This window comes from Pseudomonas sp. H3_E07 (assembly GCF_054668895.1).
Window position 1 is genome coordinate 4380808 of the sequence record NZ_CP162795.1, and the last position, 17805, is coordinate 4398612.

At 51.4% G+C, this 17805-nt stretch carries 15 protein-coding genes; 8 read left to right on the forward strand and 7 right to left on the reverse strand.

The genetic code is table 11. The features are described 5' to 3' along the window. Nucleotides 1-5: 5 nt before the first annotated feature. From AB4O08_RS20155 to cysC, 6 genes are all read left to right on the forward strand, one after another. Entirely contained in the window at nucleotides 6-1655 is a 1650-nt protein-coding gene (locus tag AB4O08_RS20155; RefSeq protein ID WP_187517046.1) for a glycosyltransferase, read from the forward strand. After that, nucleotides 1652-2920, forward strand: coding sequence for a glycosyl transferase (locus tag AB4O08_RS20160; protein ID WP_069673228.1), 1269 nt, complete (start codon nucleotides 1652-1654; stop codon nucleotides 2918-2920). Before AB4O08_RS20155 ends, AB4O08_RS20160 begins: the two co-directional genes overlap by 4 nt. A gap of 28 nt (nucleotides 2921-2948) precedes the next feature. Beyond that, a complete protein-coding gene (locus AB4O08_RS20165; protein ID WP_069673227.1) occupies nucleotides 2949-4400 on the forward strand; it encodes a hypothetical protein in 1452 nt (483 codons plus the stop codon). A 265-nt stretch (nucleotides 4401-4665) separates the two neighbouring features. Beyond that, nucleotides 4666-5505 (forward strand): ABC transporter permease, encoded by an 840-nt coding sequence (locus tag AB4O08_RS20170; RefSeq protein ID WP_038453610.1) that lies wholly within the window; start codon nucleotides 4666-4668, stop codon nucleotides 5503-5505. Then, on the forward strand, nucleotides 5495-6859 hold the full coding sequence (locus tag AB4O08_RS20175; protein ID WP_175439675.1) for an ABC transporter ATP-binding protein: 1365 nt from the start codon (nucleotides 5495-5497) through the stop codon (nucleotides 6857-6859). Before AB4O08_RS20170 ends, AB4O08_RS20175 begins: the two co-directional genes overlap by 11 nt. 35 nt (nucleotides 6860-6894) lie before the next feature. Beyond that, nucleotides 6895-7488, forward strand: coding sequence for an adenylyl-sulfate kinase (gene cysC / locus AB4O08_RS20180; protein WP_010208590.1), 594 nt, complete (start codon nucleotides 6895-6897; stop codon nucleotides 7486-7488). Nucleotides 7489-7504: 16 nt separating this feature from the next. On the opposite strand, the gene AB4O08_RS20185 is transcribed toward cysC, so the two are convergent. From AB4O08_RS20185 to AB4O08_RS20200, 4 genes are all read right to left on the reverse strand, one after another. Further along, nucleotides 7505-7843 (reverse strand): EamA family transporter, encoded by a 339-nt coding sequence (locus AB4O08_RS20185; protein WP_010208592.1) that lies wholly within the window; start codon nucleotides 7841-7843, stop codon nucleotides 7505-7507. Next, nucleotides 7840-8838: a glycosyltransferase family 2 protein gene (locus AB4O08_RS20190; RefSeq protein WP_010208593.1), complete on the reverse strand. Its 999-nt coding sequence runs from the start codon at nucleotides 8836-8838 to the stop codon at nucleotides 7840-7842. The genes AB4O08_RS20185 and AB4O08_RS20190 overlap by 4 nt, the downstream gene beginning before the upstream one ends. A gap of 430 nt (nucleotides 8839-9268) precedes the next feature. Further along, nucleotides 9269-10051, reverse strand: a complete 783-nt coding sequence (locus tag AB4O08_RS20195; protein ID WP_080923226.1) for a PIG-L deacetylase family protein — start codon at nucleotides 10049-10051, stop codon at nucleotides 9269-9271. Between the two features lie 16 nt (nucleotides 10052-10067). After that, the gene (locus AB4O08_RS20200; protein ID WP_010208595.1) at nucleotides 10068-10820 is read right to left on the reverse strand and encodes a hypothetical protein; all 753 of its coding nucleotides are present in this window, start codon (nucleotides 10818-10820) and stop codon (nucleotides 10068-10070) included. 382 nt (nucleotides 10821-11202) lie between these two features. On the opposite strand from AB4O08_RS20200, the gene AB4O08_RS20205 reads away from it, so the two are divergent. Together AB4O08_RS20205 and AB4O08_RS20210 are read left to right on the forward strand one after the other, a co-directional pair. Beyond that, nucleotides 11203-12693, forward strand: a complete 1491-nt coding sequence (locus tag AB4O08_RS20205) for an MBOAT family O-acyltransferase (RefSeq protein ID WP_152609430.1) — start codon at nucleotides 11203-11205, stop codon at nucleotides 12691-12693. A gap of 9 nt (nucleotides 12694-12702) precedes the next feature. After that, complete coding sequence (locus AB4O08_RS20210) at nucleotides 12703-13875, forward strand: alginate O-acetyltransferase AlgX-related protein (protein ID WP_010208598.1); 1173 nt, start codon at nucleotides 12703-12705, stop codon at nucleotides 13873-13875. A 141-nt stretch (nucleotides 13876-14016) separates the two neighbouring features. On the opposite strand, the gene AB4O08_RS20215 is transcribed toward AB4O08_RS20210, so the two are convergent. The 3 genes from AB4O08_RS20215 to AB4O08_RS20225 all read right to left on the reverse strand — a co-directional run bounded on the left by AB4O08_RS20215 (nucleotide 14017) and on the right by AB4O08_RS20225 (nucleotide 17494). Next, nucleotides 14017-14763, reverse strand: coding sequence for a class I SAM-dependent methyltransferase (locus AB4O08_RS20215; RefSeq protein WP_010208599.1), 747 nt, complete (start codon nucleotides 14761-14763; stop codon nucleotides 14017-14019). 156 nt (nucleotides 14764-14919) lie between these two features. Further along, complete coding sequence (locus AB4O08_RS20220) at nucleotides 14920-15816, reverse strand: DMT family transporter (RefSeq protein WP_460114306.1); 897 nt, start codon at nucleotides 15814-15816, stop codon at nucleotides 14920-14922. Nucleotides 15817-15868: 52 nt separating this feature from the next. Continuing rightward, a complete protein-coding gene (locus AB4O08_RS20225) occupies nucleotides 15869-17494 on the reverse strand; it encodes a methyl-accepting chemotaxis protein (protein WP_021490892.1) in 1626 nt (541 codons plus the stop codon). Nucleotides 17495-17805: the final 311 nt, after the last annotated feature.

Below are 17805 nucleotides of genomic sequence, written 5' to 3' on the forward strand. Positions count from 1 at the left end.
TATACATGGATGTAGTTGATCCCAGCCTGCAGTATGGCAGCACCCAAGAAGTACTATCGACAACGTTAATCTGTCAGACAGACCATCTCGTACGCCATCCCAATGGCCTGTTCGGATTCGGATGGGCTCTGGATCATGAACATGTAATTGTTCAGGCCTACCTTCATATGCATTTTGCGGGTGGGCGGCTTGAGCGCGTTGCAGTATCTTTGGGCCGGTCGCGGGAAGACGTTGCCGCAGCGTTCCCTGGTAATGCCCAGGCGGCCAACTCTGGTTATATGGTAATCGCCGGGTGGGGAGCTGAAGCGCCCGAAAGGTGTGAACTCGTTTTTGAAATGCGCGCTGGCGTGATAGCTCGTCATGAGCTTGCTTTGCCAGCACACGACGCAGTGCAAAGTACTGAAGTGTCGCAGAGTCTGTATCTCGCTAAGCGAGCCTGGGCCTATCTGCGTCGAGGAAGTATCAAGACGCTGGTCAGAAAGTGCCTTCGATATCGTGGGCGAAACCCTACGCTGGTGAACTCTGACGAGACTGCTCTCGCGGCACGTCTGAAAAACCGCCCATGCCGCCTGGTGATCGATCATTCGATGGGAGGCGGAGCCAATCTGTTTCGCGAGCGCGTGGTTACTGATTGGCGATCCTCGGGCGATACCGTGATATTGCTTAGTTTTCGCGTTTCTTCCATGCAGACTTTTGTGGAAGTACGAGACCGCAGCGGAACCTATTCATGCCAATTGCCCAGCTTGGACAGCTTTGTCGAGTTGCTGGTGCGCATGGATCTTAAGCAAGTGTTTTTCAACTGCGCCGTATCTTTTCCGCATCCGCAAAGCCTTAGAACGTTCATGCTGGCGTTGAAGCAACGGACCAATGCCAGCCTGATCGTGGCCATACATGAGTACTTCCTTGTTTGCCCTTCGCATTTCCTGCTCGACGATGGTGGGCAATATTGCGGCATACCGTCTGTGTCGCGCTGCAATGCCTGTTTGAGCAATCATCCGGACGGATTCGTCTCCCTAACGGGGGAGCGCTCGATCGTACGTTGGCGTGAAATGTGGGGAGAGCTGCTGGATGCGGCCGACGAAATTCGCTGCTTTTCACAATCTTCTTGTACGTTACTTGAGCGTGCCTACCCGGGGATCGGGGGACGCGCGAAGCTCTTTCCTCATTATGTGGAGCCCCTTCGCGAAGTTAGCGTCCCCGCGCCGCCGCGAAAGTATCTGACGATTGGAGTAATAGGTTCGATCTCCCACCACAAGGGCGCAGGCATCCTGCAAGATCTGGCGGCGGCGATTCATCAAGTGGGCGCGCCGGTGCGAATCGTCGTCGTGGGAAGTGTCGACGCGCCATGCCACCCGGAAGTGGTGAAAGAAACAGGCCCCTATGCACAAGACGATTTACCCAAAATCGTTGAAAAGCATGGCATCAGCATGGCTTTTCTGCCTTCAATTTGCCCTGAAACATTCTCATTTGTCGCGCATGAAATACTGTCGATGAAGCTACCGCTGATCTGCCTGGACCTGGGGGCTCAAGCTGACCTGGTTCGCAGTCTTGAAACCGGCTATATCGCGACGCGGCAGGATGGCCCAAGCTTGCTTGAGGATATCCTGGCTTTTGAGCGTTCTCTTCACCCTTTAAGTATTAAGGTCATTTCTTGAAAAAAATACACGTTTACACCAGTGCCGCCTGTAACTACATTCCGAAAGTTCGAGCATTGGTAGAGTCGATCAAAAAATTCCATCCTGATTGGGTCGTGCATTTGGCTCTGTCGGATGAAGTGCCCGCCGGTCTGGATCTTTCCGCAGAGCCGTTTGATGAAATTCACCCGATCAGCAGCCTGGATATTCCGAATGCAAATGGCTGGGCGTTTTGTCACACGATCGTAGAGTTGTCGACAGCCATCAAGCCGTTCCTCCTGGCACGACTGCTTGATCGTCCAGATTGTGCCGGGGTCATCTACCTTGATCCAGATACTGTACTTTTTTCACCTCTGCATGATGTGCTGGAAGCTATCCAGCATTCAAATATCGCTCTGACGCCTCACCAGGTCACTCCAGAGCCAACGTTAGCCGCCATCATGGATAACGAGATCTCCAGCCTGAAACACGGCATTTATAACCTGGGCTTCCTTGCCGTTGCGCCAACGGAAATAGGTAAACAGTTCGCGAGATGGTGGTCAGACCGTCTTTATTATTTCTGCCGCGCTGAAATTCACAACGGCTTGTTTACTGATCAGCGTTGGATCGATCTGGTACCGGCTTTTTTCGAGGGTGTATGCATCCTGCGAACTTCGCGTCTGAACGTCGCCCCGTGGAACATTACAACTCGACAAATTACAGGTGAATTACCGGATAACGTCATGGTGGATGGACAGCCTCTCGGCTTCTATCACTTCACAGGGTTTGACAGTGGTGCGCATCGGACCATGGCGTGGAAAAACGCAGCTAACCAGCCAACGGCGCATGCGTTGATCAAATGGTATACGGAGACTATTGCTGACCTGGGCAAGGATCCTTTAAGCCAAGTGCCGTGGGCGTTCTCTCGTTTTGCAGACGGTACTGCTATTCCCAAGGCTGCACGCCTCATTTATCGAGAGCGACTGGACCTGCAGCAAACCTTTCCTGATCCTTTTGCAACCGAAGGCGGCGGTTACCTCGCGTGGTGGGAATCCCAGGGGCGTGTGGAGTTCCCGGCACTTTTTGATCCAGCCACTTCTGCAGCGGAGATGCTTCGGGTGACGTCTGCGTTGACGCCGGGTTATCAAGCAGGTGGGGTACCGGTTGTCTTCAGTTCCAGCCGTGTGCGTGAGCATTTGGGCCAAGTACTGGACGACCCTCGTCACGGAGTGTTGTTGGCCAAGCGTGCGTGGGAAGTGCTTCGCACGGAAGGTGTTCCAGGATTCATGAAGCGTATTTCCCGATGATTCTGCCCGCTGAACAGGACTGGACGCAATGTCAATTATAGATGTTAACCAACGGCGCGCCGTGACAAGTCAAAGCAAGTTGTCTGCGCTGGTGACTGTCAATTCGAGCCCTGTGAGCCGCCTCGTTGTTTTGCTCACCTTCGTTCTTGCATGCGCTGCCATTGCGATACATGCCCCGGGGCAGATGTCGATGGACACGAGCATCCAACTTTACGAAGCCAGCCTAGGGCAGTCCGTAAGTTGGGGGCCGCCGTTCATGTCGGCCCTGCTCAGGTGGATGGGGGGTGGGGAGCTTTCGGCTGCGTTGTTTGTGATGATCAATTCGGTTCTTCTTTATGGGGCCTTTGCCGTTGTCACCTTAACAATGCTGCAAGTGCGCGCTGCTCAAGGCCTTAATACTATCCCTACATGGCGGGTCGTTATTGCGTTCTTGCTGATCATAAATCCGATTGTTTTCATTTATGTGGGAATTGTCTGGAAAGATGTGCTTTTCGCGTCATTGTTAACAGCGGCGTGTGCATTTGCGATCGCGGCAACCGTAGGTTCGCCTCTGCGTCGTTATTGCTGTATCGGCTTGTCGATAGTCTTGCTAGCTGCCGGATACCAGGCTCGTCAGCAAGGGGTTTTCATGGCACCGATCCTCTTACTGTCACTTATGGTCGCCGTTTATTCCTTCAGGCCGACTAAGAAAGTTCTGGCTTCGTCAGTGATCATTGTTTTATTCGTGAGTGTTGTTCTGGGCATTCAGCACCAGGTCGCATCGTCGGTGAAAGGCGCCGGTGATCGCGCCAGTTCTGTGGGCTTTCGCAGCATCATACAGTTTGATCTTGCCGGCATTGTCAGTAACTCAAAGCTTCCCCCTGCCGAGATGGCACTCCCTGTGACGCAAGAGCAGCTTTCTGCAATCAAGTCCGCCTACGACCCGGCCAGGATTGACTTTCTTGATCTGAATCCGGTTGTTCGTGCTTGGTTCGCTTCCATACCCAGCGAAACGCTCCGGCATGAATGGTGGGTGATGGTGAAGCAAAATCCGGGCGCCTATTTGGAGCACCGTGTAACGACCTACGCGACTTTGCTGGGGCTACGAGGACTAAATGGCACTCTGCCGGTCTTTGTCGGAGTTGAAGGCAATCCTGAGTACCTGACTGCAGTCCATGTGAGGCCAGGAACCACGTCAAGAGCTCAAGTAGTTTATGACATGGCCGTGTCTTTTTTCAGTTGGCCGATTTACCGTCACGCTTTCTGGATGTTGTCGCTTATAGTGATTGTGGCTGTGGGCGCGCTCAAGATTTCTCCGGGGCCAGTTAAAGCGATTGGTGGCGTGATTGCACTGGCCACAGTCTTGATGTACGGGTCCTTTCTACCGACGAGCATTGCTTCGGATTTCAGGTATTTATTTGCGACGATACCGTTAGTCATGATGTTGGGCTTGATCCTGTTGTTCGGTGCCGGTGAAAAGAGAGTCGCGGAGGGTGAATGACAAACCGATGGCAACGCACTGTGCATTCAAACGTCCAAGTCTGCCTAAGATGAATATCAATTCGGTTTCTCATTGCTGAGCAGCCCGCCCAGCGGTTTCGTCAAATCACTGGGTCTTTTAATCTCGGCCATAGGCTGTCTTATACGTGTGACCCCAAGACGGCCTATCCAAGCTCCGCTCGGAAAGGTTAAACGTCAGGTTTGAGGAGAGCCATTATCAATACCTATATGGAATACGATCTGCAGGGCGACGTGAGAGGTAGGCCATGAATCCTCATGCCCCCCAACCGATTACGATTGGATCACTGCTACGTAGTTTGTGGGTGAATCGCCAGCTTATTGCTCAAATGACAAGGCGAGAGGTGATCGGTCGCTATAAGGGATCATTCCTTGGTTTGGGGTGGTCGTTTCTCAATCCCTTACTAATGCTCGCGGTGTACACCTTTGTCTTTTCTGTTGTATTTCGTTCACGCTGGGGGATAGCGGAGAGTGGCGGCGAGGAAAGCAAGGCGATGTTCGCCGTTGTGCTATTTGTCGGTATGATCGTGTATGGCTTGTTTGCTGAGATACTTAATCGCGCACCCAGCTTGATTGTCGGTAATGTCAATTATGTGAAAAAAGTAGTTTTTCCTCTTGAGATCTTGCCCGTCGTTGCCGCCTGTGCAGCGCTTTTTCATGCACTGGTTAGCCTGACGGTCTGGCTAATGGCATACACATTACTTATTGGTGTGCCTCACTGGCACGTGCTGTTTCTTCCTCTTGTGCTATTTCCGTTATTGGTCCTTGCGTTAGGACTTGCATGGTTTCTTGCAGCCCTTGGCGTTTTCTTGCGGGATGTCGGGCAAACAGTGGCCATTATTACCACCATGATGATGTTTTTGGCGCCGGTGTTCTTTCCCGTCAAAAACCTCCCGCCGGAATTTCAACCGCTTATCATGGCGAACCCCCTGACATTTATAATTGAACAATCTCGCGATGTTTTAATCTGGGGGAAAATGCCGGATTTCATGGGGTTGCTTAATTACTTTATTGTCGCGCTGGTGATGTTCTGGGCAGGGTATATCTGGTTCCAGAAAATGCGAAAAGGATTTTCTGATGTGCTCTGATATTGCGATAAAGGTAAATGCTGTTAGTAAGTGCTTTCACATTTATGACAATCCGCGTGATCGCTTTCTGCAAATGTTTAATGGTCGACGAAAACAATATTTCAGAGAGTTCTGGGCGCTGCGTGATATTTCTTTTGTTGTAAGAAAAGGTGAGACCGTTGGCATCATTGGTCGCAATGGCAGTGGTAAGTCTACCTTGCTGCAAATTATTTGCGGAACGCTAACGCCGACCGCTGGAGATGTTCAGACTTCTGGGCGAGTAGCTGCATTACTTGAGTTAGGTTCAGGGTTCAATCCAGACTTCAGTGGGCGCGAAAATGTCTATATGAATGCCGCAGTGCTTGGCTTGTCGCGGGAGGAAACAGACGCTCGATTTTCCCAAATCGAGGCATTCGCAGAAATAGGCAATTTTATTGATCAGCCGGTCAAGAGCTATTCCAGCGGCATGATGGTGCGCCTTGCTTTTGCGGTGGCGATTAATGTTGATCCGCAAATTCTCATCGTTGACGAAGCATTGTCAGTGGGCGATGAGCTGTTTCAACGTAAGTGTTTTGCTCGAATTGAAGCGATTAAAGCCAACGGTGCGACAATCCTCTTTGTATCGCATTCCGGCAGTGCCGTTGTTGAGCTGTGTGATCGCGCTATTCTTTTGGACAATGGTGACAAGCTTACGGAAGGTGCTCCCAAGAATGTAATCGGGAAATATCAAAAGTTGCTTTATGCTCCTGCCGAGAAGGTTGAGGGTATTCGTGCAGCGGTGAGCGCTGAAGGGGATGTATCGCTGTCGACGTTGAATTCAATCGCAGGGGCGAATGCACACGCCTCCTCGAAGAATACTACGGATGACGTTGAGGAATTTTACGACCCCCATTTGAAATCCCAAAGTGAACTCGCCTATGAATCCCATGGTGCAGTCATTAATTTGCCGCAGATTGTTAATCTGGCAGGCGAGCCGGTTAATTGCCTGGCGCGAGGGAGAACCTATCGCTATACCTATAAAACTGATTTTTCCGTTGCGGCAACCGGTGTGCGTTTTGGCATGATGATTAAAACACTGGCTGGCGTCGAGTTGGGGGGCGCGGCCACCGCGACCAGTCCTCAAGACGCGGTCAGCTATGTATCGCCCGGAACCATCATTCAGGTTGAGTTTGCCTTTGAGTGTAATCTGAACCCAGGGACGTATTTTGTGAATGCAGGCGTGTTGGGATCAGTCAACGGGGAGGAAACATACCTCCATCGGCTACTGGATGCATGCTTGTTCCGAGTGCTGCCAGTGACTGAGCAGTTAGCAACAGGCGTCATAGATTTTAAATGTGTTTCTGATGTACTAATCTCCAGCAGTGAAAGCGTTTAGCACATGAATAATCAACTTTTAATGAGTCCTTTTTAATGGTTAATAATTTGGTGTTTCAAGCGTCTAGCGTCAGTGCCGACGCCAGAGCCACGATGAAAGGGCAGAAGCCCTTAGTATTGTGGTTAACCGGCCTGAGTGGCGCGGGGAAAACTACCGTTGCCAACGCAATTGAAATTGCTTTGGTTGAACGAGGTCGACACACTTTCTTGATCGACGGCGACAATGTTCGCCTAGGGTTATGTCGGGATCTAGGCTTCAGCGACGCTGATCGTGAAGAAAATATCCGGCGTGTTGCGGAAGTGTCACGGTTGTTCGTCGATGCAGGACTGATTGTGATTACCTCGTTTATCTCGCCATTCGAGCGGGATAGAGCGCTTGCGCGCGAAGTTATCGGTGCGGATGCATTTATGGAAATATTCATTGATGCGCCGCTTTCCGAGTGCGAACGCCGTGACCCGAAGGGGCTTTATGTAAAAGCCCGTAAGGGATTGATCAAGAAATTTACCGGTATCGACTCTATCTACGAAGCGCCTCTTGCGCCAGATATACACCTCAACACGTTGAACGATGATGTAGCAACGGTGGTTTCTACGGTGATGACTTATCTGGATGAGCGCGCGTTGGCGTAGATAATGTGGCGCGGGCTCAGGACTTCACGATTACAGTAATGCCTAGCATAATAATTGCTACGCCGACGAAATACTGTGGTTGAAAGCGTTCTCCAAATACAAAGTGACTGCCTATGGGGACTAAGACGAATGCCAGCGCCATCAGCGGGTATGCCTTGCCTAAATCAATTTTTTGCAATACCCATATCCAGGCTATTGTAGTGATTCCGTACAGTGCAAAAGCTGAAAACAAGGTGATCAATGTTTTGGTATCAAACCAACTGCCACTTTGATGAACGGAAAGGGCACTAAGTTTAAATAGGATTTGTCCGGTCGCAATGCCGATGACACAGGCAAACGCTATCAGGTAAATCATGAGCGTTGGTCCCTTTTAGGCAGTATGTGTTTCTTGCGTAACACGTGGAAGGCTCGCCGTGGCGAAGAAGAAATATCATGGCCTATGAAGGCCAGTAGAAGCTGGAAGCCGATTATAACAGGCAGTGCAGACAGCATGACCGTGCCGGCAGGGGTCGGGACATTTTGCTGCAACGACTCTATCCAGTGGCTAATTCCAAACGTTGAGCCGGCGGTCAGCAAGATAAGACCGAAAGGCAACTCTATCGATGCCAGCGACATGCCGCGGAGATAGTAGTTGTAGAAGATACGTTTTCCAAAGTTTCGAATATGCTTAATTAAAAACTCTCCAATCACCTTAGACACTTTAAGGTTGCTGACTTCATCTTCATACTTTGCGTCCATAGGGATGTCGATCACCACAGCGCCCAATGTGTTAAGACGGAATAGCATGTCGGTTTCAAAGAAGTAGCGCTGGCTAATCTTGTCAAGCGGAAGGTGTTTGGCTACTTCGCTATGTATAGCCGTGTAACCATTTGTCGGGTCAAACAGTTCCCAATAGCCGGAGGACAGTTTTGTCATAAATGACAGTACAGCGTTTCCGAAAAGCCGAATTTTCGGCATTTCGGATATTTTTTCCAAATTGAAAAAACGATTGCCTTTGGTGTAGTCGGCGTTGCCTGCGATGATAGGGGATACAAAGTCACTGATCAGGCTTGGGTCCATTTGGCCATCACCGTCAATTTTGACGATGATATCAATTCCATCTGCGATAGCGGTCCGGTAGCCCGTCATGACTGCACCGCCAACGCCCAAGTTGACAGGGTTACGCAACACGATTACCCGTTCGTCTGTGCAGTGTTGAATGACGAAGTCGCCTGATCCATCCGGGCAGCAGTCGTCAACGACGTAGATCTTACAAACTTCCGGCCCGATCAACCGAATAACTTCTAAGATGTGGCTCTTTACTTTATAGCTGGGAATCAGAACCGCTATTTTCGTCGTTTGATCTGACACGCGAGTGCTCCATCTCTCATGTAAAAAATAAAAGTGAGACTAGCATACTCACTTGTGATGAAGAACCGTTGGGTGTGATTAAATTGGTTGTCGTCTGATACAACGCTTGATTGAACGAGAATAGGGTCTACTCATTTGTAAATGGCAGCGGGCGTCAGAGTGCTTGATCATTTGGTCGAGAGGAAGGTGTGGCTGTGACGGAGCGCTGGTCTGTTGAAAATTGACACCTTGCAGGCGTTGGAGGGGATTTTACGAGGAGATCTCTCGTAAGGGATAATCGAGTCGCTGGTTCATGAAGGAGCAGTGAATTTTGCAGGCTTGGACGACGGTGCAGGGGCTGCATTTTTATCGAGGTTGCCAATCCGGGACGGGTAAGCAACCTGATAAACAGGAGCCTCGAAATGCTCTAGCTTAGGTCTGTTAGAGGCAATTAATGATGAACTTGATTCAGGTGCGACAACTTTTTATGAAGTTGCGCGACTGCAAGGCACATAGTAGGCCAGTCTAAAAAGCCCCGTTGTTCATAATACAGAGGCTGTTGATGTGGTGGCTGTTGTAAGCGATGCCGGTCCACCCCTTGTAAAGACTGAACGCCGTAATAAAAATAGTGCCCTCCCACAAAGGGAAATAAACCTAACCAGCTGCGCCATTGAGACGGATAGGAGAGGCAAAGTCTGATGTAGCGAAAGCGCGCTCGCCAGGCAATGGGATGTCGCTCAGCGGGGCCATTTTCTGGCAGCGGCGACATCACACGAAAAAACGGACCTCGACAATTTCGAGCATTGTAGAGTGGGTATTGCCAGACTGTGGCTGGCTGCGCGCGTGCGCTCATCAACTCAACGACAATAGCATGTAGTACGTCGTGGTCAGGGTGTCCGCCTTCCCAGGCGGGTACGAAACAGGCCTGAAGCGTTGGGTGATCATTAAGGAACGCATCGAGCCAGTCGACAAATACGTCGACATGCTGATGCAGTTGACCATCCGTAATTGACAGCTGCCGGCCTATAAAAAAGATATCATCCACTGCAACCCCCAGTTTTTGCAGCACTGCTCGAGACTCACGGTCTCGGAGATCTGGGTCAGCAGTTGCGGAGCCGTCGGTTACGTAGATGCAACGCACACTTCGGCCGGCCGCTAACTCGTGTTCGATTTGATGGAATAAACCAAACTCATCATCTTGGTGAGGCATAAAAAATACAGACGTGGGCTTCATGCAGGGCCTCCCGAAATTAGGGTATATCAATGGTGTCGAGATTTAGGCGTTTTATTTTTTTAAGAAACAGGGTGTTCCTTTCTACGTCTTCGGTGAGGCATTTGTATCCAAAACTTCTCGGTTCGAAAAGAAAGCCAGGAATCTTAATGAAAAACGGGCCGGGTCTATATGCGGATAGGGTAATCACCAGCCCAATATTAGAAGAGTACAACCCATCTGGACCGAGCAGGTTGATAAGCAGAGGCTTTTTCCTCGTGAACCATCCCCCTGTGGGCCTGACGGCTTTCCATAAACCATCTTCTTTGATTGACTGTCTAAAAAACCGCCAGAAAAACGGTATGCCGACATACAAAAACAAGTTTCCATCAAGCGTCCAGCCCAAGCCTTTTTCGCGAATTCTCCGAATATTCTTATTGGGGTAACCACAAACGACGTCAATATCATCGTCTGCAAACGATTTATATAAACGCTTACCAAGGATAATCGACGACCCTTTTTGGGTTCCATCGGACATAGTATCTGTAGAGAGGAAAACAGCAGAACCTTCATGGCTGAGTTTCAGACCGCAGTACGCGGCCACCATGGTGCCATCCTTGATGGAGTAACAAATTCTTGACTCATTTAGCAAGTACTTTTGGAACACGAGCGTTGCGTTGCTTTCGGAGCCGCCGAAACATCTCTGGAAGAGGCGAGTCCATTGGGAAGTGAAGGCGTCGTTGAAATCACTGCGTCCGGCTATGTGAATGCCGTCATCCAATAAGCTGCTCATGAATAAGTCCCTCTCCTTGTGAAAACTTTAAATATTAATAGCGCACAATTGATTGAATGGTGCATTGCCTTTTTGCTTTGTCAGCAGCATAGCCAGTAGGCGAGTCACGAACGGGAAATTGTAAAGGGTTGGAAGAAAACCTACAAACCGTTTGATCGGGTCAGTCGGTCATCGCGGTAGGGAGATCTGCATGCTGTTCTGTCGCAAAATTCAGCAGCATTTTAACCTGAGCCGACTCGGTACCAAGTGAAGCGCTAAGCACAGCGCAAACCGCCTGAGTACGGCGATGAAACGGCCTGCTTGATGATTGTGAGAAAACGGATGGCCACCCACTTGGCTACGTGATGATAAATCTTGGTCTGGCAGTGCGGATTTTGTTCAGTTGTCGCTGTTTTATGGTAGATTTCCGCAAAAATTTACTATGGACGGAAAAGAAATGGTTTTCAGCTCGGTCGTATTTATTTTTTACTTTTTACCCGTTTTTTTATTGATTTATTATTTGACAGGCGTTAGGAACGCCGTGCTGCTGACGGCGAGCGCAGTATTTTATGTGTGGGGGGAGGGGCTTTATTTACTATTGCTAATAGCATTGTTGGCCCTTAACTACAGTGCAGGAAAAATAATAGGCGCAGCAGCTGGGCAGCAACGCAAGTGGACGTTGGGTGTATTTATTTTTATAAACCTTATGGTGTTGGGGGTCTTTAAGTATAGCCAGTTTTTTGTAGATATTATATCGGGTCTTATGGGGAGCGAGCCTCCCCACCTCAATATGCACTTACCTTTGGGGATTTCCTTTTTTATTTTTCAGTTGGTATCTTATCTGGTAGAGGTTTACCGTCAAACGATCAAGCCAGAGAACAGCATTATACGGCTGTCTACATACGTAATGATGTTTCCACATCTGGTGGCGGGTCCGATTGTTCGTTATACCGATATCAACGACGAGCTGCATCATCGGACAGTCGGTATTGAGAAGTTTGGGTTGGGTGTTCAGTATTTTATCGTAGGCCTGTGTCAGAAAGTGATGATTGCCAACTCGGTCGCGCCGGCGGCTGATCACTTGTTTAGTCTTGATCCGACAGGCGTCACATCCGCCGTCGCTTGGATCGGTGCAACAGCTTATACAGTGCAGATCTATTTTGATTTTTGTGGTTACTCCAATATGGCTATTGGTCTTGCCTTTATGTTGGGGTTCAGGTTCCCCAAGAACTTTGACTATCCATACTCATCCAAGTCGATCACTGAGTTCTGGCGGCGCTGGCATATGTCTCTCTCGTTCTGGTTTAGGGACTATGTGTATATACCGTTAGGCGGGAGCCACGGAGGAGAGATTTCGACCATTCGAAATCTGTTGATTGTATTTTTTGTGACGGGCCTCTGGCACGGTGCGGCATGGACCTTCATTTTCTGGGGCCTGTTTCACGGCGTATTCGTTGTATTGGAACGTGTGTTTTTAAAACGTGCGCTTGAAGCGGCCCCTGATCTTTTGGCACGCCTCTACACATTGCTTGTCGTCATGGTGGGATGGGTCTATTTCAGAGCCGATAGCTTTGATCAGGCGTGGGTTATTCTAAAAGCGATGGCTGGGTTTGATAGTGCGCTGCAGGAATGGCAGCCCATGATGGTGTGGATGACGCCTGAAACAGTGGTTGCCTTGATTGCCGGAGTAGTTCTTTCATTTCCGGTTATTCCATGGGTATGTGCGCGGCTAAAGTTCACAAGCGTCAATGGATCTACTGAGCCGGGCAGGCATGGTCGTGATGCAGCGGATGTTCATGCGCTGCCTGCGTTTCTGTTGGTAGGCGGTCTGGTCTGTAGTGTGGTTTTGCTGGCCAGCAGTTCGCTTAATCCCTTTTTATATTTTCGATTCTGAGGCGCGTAAATGAGCTATGCTTCTGAAAGTAGTGAGCGGTCTACTGCGACTAAGCGCACCTATCACTGGTGGTCGTTGATAGGAGGGGTAGTGGCAGTAGTTGTCGTCGTTCATCTGTTTCCCCTGTTCAACATTCCTGAGCCTGGGCTGGCTGAAAATAGGGTGCTTGCAAGTGCTCCTTCAGTGCCAAAAAGCCTGTCTGACTGGGCAGTATTGCCAGCAAAGTTGGACGCGTTTGCGATCGACCAGTTTCCACTGCGCACACACATGATTTCGACGTTGAATTTGATTCGGTACACACTCGGATATTCAGGTTCGAAGCGGATTATTGTGGGTCAGAATGGTTGGCTGTTTTATGATGATGGCAGTCACTTGGTGCAGATGTCAGGCGCGTTAATCCTGGATAAACCTAATATTGATGCCTGGGTCAGCGGCTTTCGCCAGCGTGTGGAATACCTGAGCAAGAGGGACGCAAAGTTTTATTTCATGGTGGCGCCTGTAAAGGAAGATATCTACCCCGAAAATCGACCTTATTGGATGCCTGAACAAAGAGTCAATACAGAGGTCGATGAGATCATTAAGGCTTCCAAAGAAGCGGGGATCGATCAGATCGTGGATCCGCGTGTAGCGATCTTCCAGGAGCGCCATAATCAAAAGCTTTATGATGAGTACGATACACACTGGACAGGGTTGGGTGCTTACATTGCCTACAACCAGCTAATGACCAGAATGTCTGTAGACTTTACCGATATGCAGCCATTGCCTCTGGCCGCCTTTACACCGGTAGTACTACCAATGGTGGGGACCGCTAGAGATTTGTCCTTAATGCTTGGGATTGCAGGTTCTGTTCCGCACGATCGAGTTTCGTTTGCCGAGATGTTGACCCATCCCCTCGAAAAGACGACATTTTTGAGTGATAACCATAGTTGGGTTGGGCCACAAGTTCTTCATACCGATGCCAAAACGGGAAAAACACTGCTTCTGTTGAGGGATTCTTTTTCAACTGAACTGCTCCCATTCCTCAAGGAGCATTTTGATAAGATTGTTACAGCGCATGTTCAAGACGGTTTTTTTCGAACGGATCTCATTGAACAGTTCAAGCCAGACGCCGTTGCGGTTGTCATTATCGAGACCGGAGCGCGGCATACAATGGGAATGATGCCCGCCCTAGAGTCTCAATGAATAGCTGGTTTATAACTGCGTGTTTCTGAATATTTAGCGTCATGCCGAAGACGGTGACCGACGTAGTCGTCAAAGCCGTCGGGTTCTTATCTGGCTGAAGATGCGCCCCACCGTGAAGCTGGTGGGGTTTAGGGGGGAGGCTTATTTTGAGCAGTAAAACGTATCTCTCCAGCCTTCGCTGTAATCGACCAGTGCACCTTTGACTTCAGGCTTTTCTGAAATGTATTCATCCCAGTCGAAGGTCTTTGTGGTGTACCCGAAGTGTTTGGCGATGAAGCGTACAGCGCTTCTTGATGGGCGCCCTACAAGGGTCTGTCCATGCCGAGTCAGTGAATCGGAATAGGCCATCTGTTGGTCATCTACCGGGTCAAGCAAGAGCTGGACACCGTAGGGGTTGCCAAACACTACACGAGGGTCACTGGTTTCACCTTCCGGAAACTCATCCACAGTCGGAGTGACCTCGGTGTCGATCACTACCAGTTTAGCCCCTGTACGTTCGATCAAGTCAAATAACTCGGCATGTCGAATAGTGTGGTAATAAAACCCAAGGCAGAAAACAACGTCAAATTCTTTATTGCTGAGGTGGTCGAAGACATCACCGCATAAAAACTCAAAACGCGAAGGGTCGATGCTGTACTCGTTAAATGTCTCTATGGCGTTGTTTATTAGCTCTTGCCTGGGCTCAATACCCGTTACATGAGCTGCACCTGCCTGCAGCGCTGCAAATGACCAACGTCCATCATGGCTTGCTATATCAAGGACACGCTTACCCTTTATAAACTCTATATTTCTTTCCATTATCGCGGTGTGCCGCGAATTCAGGCGGTCTGGAAAAGGGCTGGTTTGGCTGGTTTTATAAAACCTTGGGAAATTATCAAAAAAACCCATATGGCTCCCATACACGCAACTCGGTGAGAGTTGACGTTGAAATGAATAAGGTTCCGATAATACACGACGTACCTGTTGGCGGGAGACCGTAGTCGGATTTATTCGTCTTAAGCAGATGTCCGGATGTGCGGCCTTTATCACCGAGAGTCAAAACACTCAAACAGCTCGCTCACGATTTTTCGGCCTCAACACCAACCACAACGCCCCCCCAATCAACACCCCCCCATACACATGCGCCAACGACAACGGCTCCCCCAGCAACAACGCCCCCCACAACACCCCAAACGGCGGAATCATAAACGTCACCGTCATCGACTTAACCGGTCCAATCGAGGTCAGCAGCCTGAAGTACAGGATGTAGGCAAACGCCGTACACACCAGCCCCAGCCCCAGCAACGACCCCCACACCTGCCATCCACCCCAGCTCGCCGGCGGTTGGCTGATGGCGCTGTAGGCAAAGAACGGCAGCAGGAACAGGGTGGCGCCAAGCATGCTGCCCAGGGCTGATAGGCGGCTGTCCAGCCCACCGCGCTGATCCAGCCAGCGCCGCGCCAGGAACCCGGCAAAGCCGTAACAGGTGGTCGCGAGCAAACAGGCCAGTGCACCCGTCAGCAATTCCAGGTCAAACGCCACCGGCCCGGCGCGGGTCAGCACGCCCACACCGAACAGTCCCAGACATACTCCTGCGATTTTCGACGGTGTGAGACGTTCGCTGAAGAACAGCCCGCCAATCAACACGCCCATCAACGGTGTGGTGGCGTTGAAGATCGCCGAGTAACCCGCCGGCAGCACCTGGGCCGCCACCGAATACATGGTCGCCGGGATGCCGGAGTTGATCACTCCCAATAGCAACACAGTCCTGAACTTGCCTTGAAAATCCCAGCTTACCCGCATCATCGCCAAAATCACTAGCAACCCGGCGGCGGCGATCGATACGCGGAAAAACGCCGTCGGCACCGTGCCGATCTCGGGCGCAATGATGCGCATAAACAGGAAACTCGCGCCCCAGATGGCGGCGAGCCCCAGCAAGTACAAGGTGTCGACAGGTCTCACGGAATGCTCCTACATCAATAAGGCGGCGAGTGTTACACGCCCCCTTTACTGATTACAGGACAAACCGCGCCACCAGCCCATTCAGGTCCACTGCCAGGCGCGACAGTTCCTGGCTGGCCGCTGACGTCTGGGTGGCGCCGGCAGCGGTCTGGGTGGACAGGTCGCGGATGTTAACCAGGCTGCGGTCCACATCGCGTGCCACCAGCGCCTGCTGCTCGGCGGCGCTGGCGATTACCAGGTTGCGCTGGCTGATCTGCGAGATGGCCGCGGTAATTTTCTCCAGGGCGCTGCCTGCGCTGTTGGCGCGTTGCAGGGTGTGGCCGGCCTGTTCGGCGCTGCTGTTCAGGGCTTCGACGGTGCCTTGGGTGCCCTGCTGGATACCGGTAATCATCTGCTCGATTTCTTCGGTGGAGTCCTGGGTGCGCTGCGCCAGGGAGCGCACTTCATCGGCCACCACCGCAAAGCCACGCCCGGCCTCGCCGGCGCGGGCGGCTTCGATGGCGGCGTTCAGCGCCAGCAGGTTGGTCTGCCCGGCGATGCCACGGATCACTTCCAGCACTTTGCTGATGTCTTGGGCCTGCACGGCGAGGCTTTCGGCCTTATTCGAAGCGCCGAGTACTTCGTCCACCAGGTTCTGGATCGACCTGATGGTTTCGCTGATCTGATAGTGGCCGTGCTTGCTGTCCTCGTCGGAGGCCTGGGATGCCTCGGCGCTGGACACCGCATTGCCGGCCACTTCGTCCACCGCTGCGCTCATCTCGGTCACGGCGGTGGCAGCCTGTTCGATCTCGTCGTTCTGCGCTTGCAGGTCACGGGTGCTTTGTTCCATCACCGAACTCATCTCTTCGGCAGCGCAACCCAGTTGCTGCGCCGACTCACTGATGCCGCGGAGGGTGCCTTGCAACTGCGCCTGCATGGTGGCCAAGGCTGTGAGCAATTGGGCGGGTTCGTCCTTGCCACTGACGGCGATCGGCTGGCTCAAGTCGCCGCTGGCAATGGTGCGTGCCACAATCAGCGCCTGGTCGAGGGGGGCGGTGATGCTGCGGGTCAGCAGCCACGCCAGCAGTAAGGTGGCGGTCAGCGCGAGCACAATGATTGAGCCGACGATCCACTGCGCGCTGGAATAGGTCTGTGCGGCTGAATCCACAGCGGTTTGCACACCGCTCTGGTTGAAGGTAATCATGTCCGTCAGGCTTTTGTTGAGGATCACACCCTGTGGCGCGAGGCGGCTGTTGAGCAGGTCGATGGCGTCTTGTTGCTGGTCCTTGTCTACCAGGGCAACGATTTGTCTGACAAGGCTCAGGTAAGCGTTCGCATTACCTTCGAGCTGCGTGAGCATTTCGCGCTCTTCATCGCCGCTGAGCAGGGTTTTGTGATGGTCGAGCAGGGTTTGCAGCTCGGTGTGCTGGCGGGTGATCAGGGCTTTGCTGTTGTCGCGGATCCGCGATTCGTCGGTGGTCGCCAGGCGCAATGCCTCCAGGCGGATGCTGGCGACAATGGCCGCGCTGTCGTGGATGTTCTCGATGCTGGGCATCCACGATGCTTCAATGACCAGCGCGCTTTGCCGCAACTTGGCCATCTGACCAAGGCCAAACATTCCTACAATCACCAGCAAGCTGGCCAAAACCCCAAAACTCAGACTGGCACGCAGACCGATCCTCATGTTCCTCAATGACATCTCAATGCTCCTTGGGCGATTAGAACCTGTTCCCGGATCGGTCTTCGGACCTTGTTAGGGTGGGAGAGGGCGCGCTATATATCAAAGTGCTATCACCGTGGTAATCAGGGTTTCCCTTAGTTGGATCCACAGCACTGCGCGGTAATCGCGCCCGGCGTTGCGCGCGGTTTTCCAGCATCAACCTGCCAGGTCCCGCCATTGCAGGGGTGTGAGTAAAACGCGAAGAGACTTCGGGGTGCGTTTATTGACCGAATGGTCGGATTTAGAAAATTGCAAATAAATGTACGAAATGAACGAAGTTGTACAAGACA